Origin of the sequence: uncultured Gimesia sp. (assembly GCF_937910335.1) — a bacterium.
Taxonomy (GTDB): Bacteria; Planctomycetota; Planctomycetia; order Planctomycetales; family Planctomycetaceae; genus Gimesia.
Window position 1 is genome coordinate 1 of the sequence record NZ_CALEMX010000114.1, and the last position, 7,953, is coordinate 7,953.

Sequence of the window (7,953 nt, forward strand, 5' to 3'; positions counted from 1 at the left end):
GGAAATATCAAATGGTGTGAACACTTCCAAGACACAGAATGCATGCCCTGTATTAAAAGAGCCAATCCAGAAAGTCCCACGGCAAACAACAGCCAGGGAATCTTTTGTAGCTGGAACCAGTTCTGCTTCTGTTGAAGATCAACTGGGAGAACTGTCTCTTGATCAGATCGAAGAAGAACAACTACAAGAACTGATGGAAGATTGGGATTAAAGTTCGCGCTTTCGAGACGAATCTTTGCTGTAGGGTATTTACTTTCGAGAAGTCAACCAGAACTAGCTAAGGCTTCAAATTATGTTGAAGCACCGAAAAAAGGCACAGACTTTAGTCTGTGCCTTTTTTCTTCAGATATTACGAAATAAGGTTACAGGGTTTCTTTGGAGAACTTGGCAATAATGTTGCCAATAAATCGTAAAATTCCTTTGTCCAATTTCGCGTTGCCATTAATGGAATCCCCGTCTCGCTTCATCACAAACGTGAAAGTGTCATCAACATTCGTAAGAGATTTTAATGCCAGATCACGTATTTCCTGATTCCCCTTCTTTTCCCTGAGTCTGTCGATCATTTTTAACCAGGGAAGAGTTTTCAGATTAAGCTCTATTACGTTAGGACTGACATCTTCGGGAGGATCTTCTTTGACTAGTTTGGCAGCAGTTTTAATGCGATCAATTGCGTTAATTCCAGCAGCCATCCATAACGCATCGGGAGTACTACCGACATATAATGCCTCCCCTGCTCCAAACTGTTCATAAAAACCAGCCTGGAATCGTTCTTTGATGTTGATTTTGTGAATGCTCAAGCCATTTTCTTTTACAAAATCAAGCTCAACCGTTTGATCTAGAAGTAATTGAGGGAGCAACTCAACGACTTCTCTCAGCTTGGCACCATCTTTTGATCGTATTCCACCCAGCATGATGTATTTACCACCCTCGACGGGATTGGAATCAATGAACGCATCAATTAAAGATGCTTCCTTACCTGCATCAAGCATCTGAATTACCAGTTCGGCGACTTTACTGCCCGCTTTAATTTGGTCCTCAGTTAATTTCTTATTTTTGGCGATACGATCTTTTAGGGTGGGTAGTAATAACTTGTAAAATTCTGTGAAATTAGTCTTTCGCATTTCATCCAACGGATGATTAATTCGGCCATTGAGAATTCCATCTTGTTTGACGGGAATCTTGGCAAAATAACTTGGTTTCGTGGCAAATTGCTTGATACTTTCTTCTAGAGAAGTTCCTTCAATTGCTTTTAATGTAAACTCGAGGCGTCCTTCATGCTTTATAGAGTCGGTGGTCCAACCGATAACCATCTTTTGCGATTCAGCAAATAGTCGTTCAAGTTCATCCATCTGGTGCGTAAAAGCCAGTTTTCTCAGTTCAAAAGCATTTTCAGTTTCATCACGCTTTTTCTTGATGGCAGCCAATAATTGTTTACGCGTATTCGTCATCGATTTTTTACGGGCATCAACACCTTCTTTTTCATTAGTAATCAATGCACTGAAATCGTATTTTTTCTTTAAAAGATCTTGAACTCTTTTGAGAGGATCTTCTATCTCATTTACTTCAGAGAGTTTTTCAGAAATGACGACATAATTGAATTTCTTTAAATATTTCATGAATCCCTGAAACAAGTTGTCTAACTTGTAGGGAGCATTTCTTTGTTTTTTTGATGAAATCTCGAAGACTTCCAACGCCTCTCGAAAAACTCCGAGATCAGTGACCGGAAGTATTAATCGATAACGTTCCTCCTGGTTCTCTCCGAGTAAAATGTCGATTCTCAGTGGACGTTGTTGATCAATTCCTTCAAGGAATGTGGGAAGCAATTCATCCAATTTGTCCCACCCTGTTTTGTCTCCCGCAAGATCCAAAACAAGAAATTTCAGATCTGCAATCATGCCCTCGGCATTGATCTGGACGAGTGAGATATTAGGGGCGGTAGAATCCTCGGCAATGACTGTTTTGGAGAGAGAGATTCCAAGCAGTAGGATCAAAGCAAAATGAGCAATACGGCTCATACATTTCCTCCATGATGTATTTCAAGGGATCAGTGGTGACCTAAAATGACAATTTTGTGGCGTGTAATCGACTTTGTGGCGTGTAATCGACTTTCAATTTGGATTAACTACCAAATTTGAAAAACCACATCTTTCGAATGTTAGTTTATAATAAAAGTGATGAATAGGGAACTATGGTTGAAGAAATAGCTAAACTCTGAAATCATTGAAATTTGATTCAAAAGTATTTAGCCACAATTTAAAGTGCCATAGAGGTGGTGTACATATGGCGAAGTGATTGTGTGATGATTCAAACTCGGACTAGGATAAAAAATCGGCGGGACGTAACGCAAATAATTAATCAGGTTTGACGAGAAATGAAAAAATCAGAAACGGAAGCTCTATCATTACAGGCTTTTGGATTGATCCTGTGGTGTCGATATGCCTGTCTGCTGATTTTCCGAAGACTCAATTCCACTAATCAAACCCAGTAATCCCGAGATTCTTTCTGTAGGAGTATAGACATTACTATCCAGTACTTTCTTGATCGGCGAAATGGTTCCATGCAGTGCAGAGACTGCGCCAATTGTATTCAGCATATCTTCACGCAGAACCGGATCTTTGATGGCTGTGATAAACTGGATGGCCTGATTGTACTCGGACTGACTCAATAAATAGGAGAGCAGTTTGAGGGAGAGTTGCCCTTTCCATGGTTTCTTGATTTCTGATTGATTTATTTCGTGCGCTGCCTGCTCTGGTTTACCGTTTTTTATCAGAGAGGTCGCCTGGTGAATCAGAGTATCCTCTTGAGATAATGCGGGAACGTTTTCATTTACCGTTTCTTTGATCTTACTGATTAACTCATTATTCTTCTGACCCACAGATTGTATGATGACTGCAGGCAGACTGGACTTCAAAAGTGGATCATTCAAATTATCATTGCTCGACTTCTGAGATTGCAAAGCAATTTTCCAGACGTCGATTTCTAATTTAGATCGAGAAGCTTCCGAAAGGAGTTTGACCAGGAGAATTAATCTTTTATCAGCGGAAGACTTTAAGTTTCGGAGTTTTTTTCGGTAGTTATTGACGCCCATTGTGACCCGATCACTACTACCAAGATTGAGGGCTTCTTTGATATCACTTTGAAAATTAAAATTCGATGTTTCATTAATTTTATTCTGAACTGCAACCACGCTAGGGGCGATAGCACGAATTGATTGCACAGCATTATTCAGGGACTTTGTAGCTTCAGCTTTTAATCCCAATCCAGACTCGGTACAGGCAATTTGAAGATAAGCATGTGCCAACATTTCCAAGGGACGTGCAACAGGTAGAGTCAATTTATTCACCGACTTGATATCTCCCAATGTGATGGGAGCAGGAATCGCTGTGTTTTTCAAAAATGAAGTTGCTTTGTTCAAGTAAGTACGGGCGGCTTCAGGTTGTTTCAACAAGATCAGCTTTCTGGCACAACTTGCATATACATATGAGTTTCCAGTAGCTGATAACTTCATTTCTATAGGTTGAATTAAAGTGATTTCTGGTTTCTTTTTAGCTTTCACAGCATGCTCTACTTGTGAGAGTGCCCATTGTGTGATTGCTTCAGTACGGACTATGGGTTCAGGAGCTAATGCTGCCCAGTTTAAGGCTTCTTGAGGATAATCTCGTGCGATCAAAATCAATGTCACTGCAACCCATTGAGGTGAATCCCAACGTTGGTGCAGATCTATCAGTGAATCAAAATTATATTGATTTGATTCATGGGCAATTTGAAGATAAGCTGACAATTGTGCCAGATTACTTTTTGCCTGATATTTTTTAACCAATTCTACCGCCTGTTGTTCTTTGCCGGCAGCAATCCAGAATGCCGCTAATCGAGCTACCAGATCCAGGGAGTCCCTGCCTCCATACTCGGGTATCTGCTTCGAGAGTTGCTCCGTCTCTAGGAGGGTCTTCTTTAAATCGGATCCTTCTTTTTCTCGTAACTGAATCCAGCCAATTTCGACAAGGGGAAACATTTTATAAAAAGGAAGCAGTGGTTTAACGGCATCAATCCGTCCAATTTGTTCTTGAGCTTGCTTAATTTTACCTGAGATTGCATAGGCTTCTGCGGCTAATCGGCGACTAAATGGCTTGCTGCGGTTTTCCCGGGATCGGGAAAGTTTCACAATTGATTCCAGCGCTTCCTGTTGAACCAATGCGGGAGATAAAAGAGCTTCTTTTGTTTTGTTGCTCGCCTGTTGATTATTATTCTTCGAATTGACTTGGGTGTTATTTTTTTCGGGTCGGAATGATTTCTGTGATGCTTGATTAATTATTGGATTATCAAACGGTTTGCTTAGTTCTGATGAGTCTTCGACGCTAGTAAAGTAGAAATAGGCACCGCCTAGGGAAACAGCTGCTAGCACAACAGTTGCAATCAGTGGCAATTTCGAATTTTTATTATCTTCAGTTTTTGATTCCTCTTTTGAGTTTCGCTCCTGGGAATTGGAATCAGGAACCAGAAACACGGGAGCCAGGCATTCTGGATTCCGACATTTTACTTCGTGTCCGACTACTTTAGGAGAAGCAAAACCAGGTGTGTCACACATGGGACACACGACACGAAACATCTTTCCTTTCGCTGGCTTCCGTGACAGTGGAATTACTTTTTTGGTTTGTTGCTGACGTTCCAGATCAAAAGGATCGTCATCAGAGATCGTTTCACGTTTAGATCGTTTAATTGTGGGTTTTTTTTGATCAGTTTCTACTTGAGGTGGTTGTTTCGTACCACTCGTTTTTCCTGCTGGAGATGGGGGGGATGAAGAGGCAGTCATAGATGCACCACAGAAAGGGCATTCAGATGCATCTTCATCCAGGACTGATGCTCCACAAGATGGGCAAGTTGGAAGATCCATATTCTATCGTCCGATACGTTACAAGTGTCAGAGGGATTAAATGTGTGACTCAGTGCAATCAAAAAAGAATGGATTATTGCAACTGTAATTGTATGGTTATACGCAGAAATGTAATAATAATTAACGATTATGAAATTATACAGCTAAGACTATTGTATACGATAGATAACCTTTCATTCAAGGATTATCTATGATAGTAATTGACATCTTTGGTCATAGGAAATAACCATCGTGTCTAGAGAGTGATTAGCGCAGTTAGATCAATGATTTTTATCATGGACTCTCAAGTCGCACGCAGTCAGAATTCAGATATCTGAGGAGAAGAAATACAGATGGGACAACAGACCAAGGAGATTCTTGTTCAACTTGAAGCAGCTATACAGGGGAAAAAAACAGTTGTCCCTGTGCTGGTCCGGATTCTGGAGTTGTTAAAAGGGAGGGCAATTGGGTTATGGTGTTGTGAATATGACATTTTGCGGCAGGTCGGTTTTTATGCTGTTAAGGAAATGGATGTAGAAGTACGAACACAATTTGCAGAATTTACCCGGGAAGTACCATTGGAAAATACCGGATTGGGAATTGTAAAGGCGATTGTTGAAAAAATCCCTGCGATAGGAACTCTGCAGGGTGAGAAATCTGGCCTTGAGGAATCGTCTGAGTGGCTTCGGAAGTTTGAGGCACAACAGTCATACGCGGTTCCAATCTTCGAAGGGGATCAGGTGGTCGGAGTATTAGCGATTTCCACGAGTTGCATTCATCAGGTCGGAGATTCTGAGTGGGAAACTCTGGCAAATATTGCAGCAGGAATAGGCAAGAAAAAAATATTGGGGATGCTTTAGCCAGCGGAATTGATTATGATTTATCCATTAAAAAAGAGCGGAATTACGAAGAGATTATTTGGCGGATAATATGAAGGACGCCGTAAGTTCAGATAATCATTCTGCTTTCTGCATTAATCTGAGAAAAGCGTTTTTTTTTGTTTTTTAGAGATGATATTCTTCAGGTCGAAGTAAGATGAGTCGTTCGAACCCATTACACTGGTCTTTTCCAATAGGAACCTGGTTTCTGACTCAGGTTCGTGTAAGTATTTTTCTACCAGTTTTGTTTTTGGTTTTCTGGTCTCACTATTCATTAGAGCTGGGATTTACTTTATTCGCCATCCTTTTTTTAAGTGTTTTTCTACATGAGATGGGACACGTTGTCGCCTGTCGTATGAGCGGAGGCGAAGCAGATCAGATAGTGTTATGGCCATTGGGAGGGCTTGTTCCCTGTTCTCCAGGTCGTTCAATTTCTGCCCGGATAATGACAATTTCTGGTGGTCCTGCTGTTAACCTGCTTATTTGTGCGATTACACTTCCAGCAGTAATCTGGTCGGATCACCTTTCCGCATCTTTGAATCCCTTTAAGTTACCAGTTGTCGATTTAAGTAGCCATTTCAGTCAGTCAATCCTTTTGCTGATATTCAGCATTAATTGGCTACTCTTATTGATCAATTTAATTCCCGTTCTTCCCCTCGACGGGGGAAAAATTTTACAAATCATTCTGTCGCGTCGTTTTGATGAAACGATCGTACATATGATTTTAATTAACGTCGGTTTTTGGCTGGGCGGTTTGGGAATGGTAATCGGTCTATGTTATTCCAGTGTTTGGGTAGTATTTTTCAGTGCGTTGCTCTTAATGTTGAATTTATTGGAGTTCACGACCGCTTCCAGGGAGGACTCATTAGATGATTCCATATTTGGTTACGATTTCTCTCAGGGGTATACTAGTCTTGATCGTTCCAGTGGGAATTTTACTGAGAAAAAAGCTGGTTTTTTCCAACAATGGCGGGAAAAAAGGAAAGTTCAAAAGCAACTTCGCGAGCGGGAAAAGAGCCGTGATGCCGAAAAACAGCTTGATTTGTTACTTCATAAAGTACACGAATTTGGATTGGAATCTCTGACATCAAAAGAACGGCAGCAGCTGAATCAAGTCAGTGCCAGATATCGAAAGACCGATTCTGACACTTGATGGCACCCGATCTTTTCAAGTTCTCTACCCCAGTTTGTGTCTTTCCAGACGATAGTGGTAAATTCAAACACGATCGATCAAAATCTTCATGTTTCGGATTAACATTTTGCCGTTCTGCCTGTAAATCCCCTTTAATTTTACTGACCGGTAAAATCCCACTTTTGGTACCCACTTTTGTCTCTTTGGATCTTGACTAATGGTGAACAAACTCTGTTGCCGTCTACAAATTTGATCTCGAACAGACCAGATCTTTATAGTGTCTTAAGTGTAGATGGTTAAAAAAGATAGGGTGTGAATTACCTGTTGCTAGATACCCTTTGCAGCCCAAAAGTGAAAGAGGTTTTGATGAAATCGAGGTTGTTTTTTACGTTGTTCACTTCTACTGAGAAATTCTTATCCAATCAGCAAATACCTTAAGAGGACAATGAAAATTCCTGATTTTCACTCTGAATGTGCCAATCTAGACCGGGAGGGAAAATCGAAGTTGCGGCTCTGTATCTACGAACTAACTTTTTAATGGAAAAATTCCTTTTGAAAGTAGAGAGTAGGGCCATGGCTATAGGGACAAATGATTCATTGAAAAAATTGTCAAATTTCAGCAAATGTGGTGGAGAGTGGGATCAGAATTTGCAAAAAGAGGCAAGAATTGATCGTGCTATCAGCCAAATGAAGCGAATTTCAGAATTGACCGGACTCTCAATGTTCTGTTTTGATTCTATTAATGGGATTGTTTTAGATAGAACCAATTCGCAATCTCTCCCTTTTTTACCCTCAGATGTGCTGGATGAAATCGAAAAAGCAAATGGTCTCACTCTCATTGAAAGTGCGAATGGGATCATTCATTTTGTTTTCCCTATAGTGGACGAGAAGAATCAAAAAATATCGATCGCTGGTTTTGTCTTTTCCAAAGAGAAGCAAAAACTGACAGAAATCGTACTGGCGGCAGTGGAAAGAGAGTGGACCTCGGATGATTTGGATTCCTGGCTTGAAAAACAGAGAATTCTGGATATTAAGTCGTTACATGCTCTATTGAGCCTTGCTCTTCTTCATCT

6 protein-coding genes are annotated in these 7,953 nt (G+C 40.6%); 4 read left to right on the plus strand and 2 right to left on the minus strand.

All coding sequences use genetic code 11. The features are described 5' to 3' along the window. The coding region (locus tag Q0668_RS04550) for a hypothetical protein (protein WP_298860446.1) at window positions 1-211 on the plus strand (211 nt) is incomplete at its 5' end. Between the two features lie 151 nt (window positions 212-362). Here the strand turns inward: Q0668_RS04550 and Q0668_RS04555 are convergent. Next, window positions 363-2,015: a hypothetical protein gene (locus Q0668_RS04555; RefSeq protein ID WP_298860448.1), complete on the minus strand. Its 1,653-nt coding sequence runs from the start codon at window positions 2,013-2,015 to the stop codon at window positions 363-365. A gap of 386 nt (window positions 2,016-2,401) precedes the next feature. Beyond that, window positions 2,402-4,810, minus strand: coding sequence for a hypothetical protein (locus tag Q0668_RS04560; protein WP_298860451.1), 2,409 nt, complete (start codon window positions 4,808-4,810; stop codon window positions 2,402-2,404). A 413-nt stretch (window positions 4,811-5,223) separates the two neighbouring features. Here Q0668_RS04560 and Q0668_RS04565 point away from each other — a divergent pair, with 413 nt between their 5' ends. From Q0668_RS04565 to Q0668_RS04575, 3 genes are all read left to right on the plus strand, one after another. Beyond that, window positions 5,224-5,730, plus strand: a complete 507-nt coding sequence (locus Q0668_RS04565) for a GAF domain-containing protein (RefSeq protein WP_298860454.1) — start codon at window positions 5,224-5,226, stop codon at window positions 5,728-5,730. 175 nt (window positions 5,731-5,905) lie between these two features. Continuing rightward, on the plus strand, window positions 5,906-6,901 hold the full coding sequence (locus Q0668_RS04570; RefSeq protein WP_298860459.1) for a M50 family metallopeptidase: 996 nt from the start codon (window positions 5,906-5,908) through the stop codon (window positions 6,899-6,901). A 552-nt stretch (window positions 6,902-7,453) separates the two neighbouring features. After that, window positions 7,454-7,953 (plus strand): hypothetical protein (locus Q0668_RS04575; RefSeq protein ID WP_298860463.1); only part of this gene is annotated, 500 nt, incomplete at its 3' end.

What these genes read in the sequence shown, in the direction of transcription:
- Q0668_RS04555 (WP_298860448.1), bottom strand. Translation starts at nt 2,015, where the DNA reads ATGAGCCGTATTGCTCATTTTGCTTTGATCCTACTGCTTGGAATCTCT.
- Q0668_RS04565 (WP_298860454.1), top strand. Translation starts at nt 5,224, where the DNA reads ATGGGACAACAGACCAAGGAGATTCTTGTTCAACTTGAAGCAGCTATA.
- Q0668_RS04570 (WP_298860459.1), top strand. Translation starts at nt 5,906, where the DNA reads ATGAGTCGTTCGAACCCATTACACTGGTCTTTTCCAATAGGAACCTGG.
- Q0668_RS04560 (WP_298860451.1), bottom strand. Translation starts at nt 4,810, where the DNA reads ATGACTGCCTCTTCATCCCCCCCATCTCCAGCAGGAAAAACGAGTGGT.